Origin of the sequence: Coprococcus intestinihominis, from assembly GCF_040096555.1 — a bacterium.
Classification (GTDB): domain Bacteria; phylum Bacillota; class Clostridia; order Lachnospirales; family Lachnospiraceae; genus Coprococcus_A; species Coprococcus_A intestinihominis.
The window spans coordinates 1-664 of sequence record NZ_JBBMEK010000518.1 but is presented as its reverse complement, the minus strand read 5'-3'; the positions used below and the strand labels follow the sequence as shown (position 1 = coordinate 664).

General features: G+C 55.7%; 1 protein-coding gene. It reads left to right on the top strand.

Going from position 1 to position 664, the window contains the following annotated elements; translation table 11 throughout:
- Nucleotides 1-664 (top strand): carbohydrate binding domain-containing protein (locus WMO25_RS18595; RefSeq protein ID WP_349086741.1); only part of this gene is annotated, 664 nt, incomplete at both ends.

The window sequence follows — 664 nt, the reverse complement described above, 5'->3', positions numbered from 1 at the left end:
ATCACAGACCCGGACGGTGCCGTGAGCCGCTTTACTTATGACACGGCAGCGGGCAAGGGCATGATGCTGACAGCGGCGGACCCTTACGGCTATAAAGTACAGTACAGCTATGGCAGCCGGGCCCCTTACAGGGTCAGCAAAGTCACGGAATATGCCGGCAGCACAGAGGGACAGAGCCTGGCACTGGCTTACGGACATAACCGGACAAGCTTTACAGACAGCAAAGGAAGAAAAGAAGTCTATCTCTTTGACAATGCAGGGCGTACCGTCAGTGTGCGCAATGATGCCGGTTACGGTGCCGCATGGCAGTATCTGGATACGGCAAAGAACAAGAACAAACTGTCCGCGGCCACAGACCTGCGCTATGTATCCCCGCAGTATCTGAGGGGCGTCACAGGCGGTATGGCAGGCTGGACACGTTACAGCAATGCGGATCACGTTGTGGTGGAAGACAGTGCGGCGGGTGAAGCCTATATCGGCACAAAGTGTATCCGTATCCGCAGCACAGCGGCCTCCGGTGACGGTGCAGCCTACCAGAACCTGACGGTAAAGGCAGGAAAGAAATATGTCTTTTCCGCTTATGTCAAAGCCAGCGTCAGTGAACTGGCGGCAAAAGGGCGTATCTGGCTGCAGATAGAGGATACAGCGAAGAATCTGGCGGTCG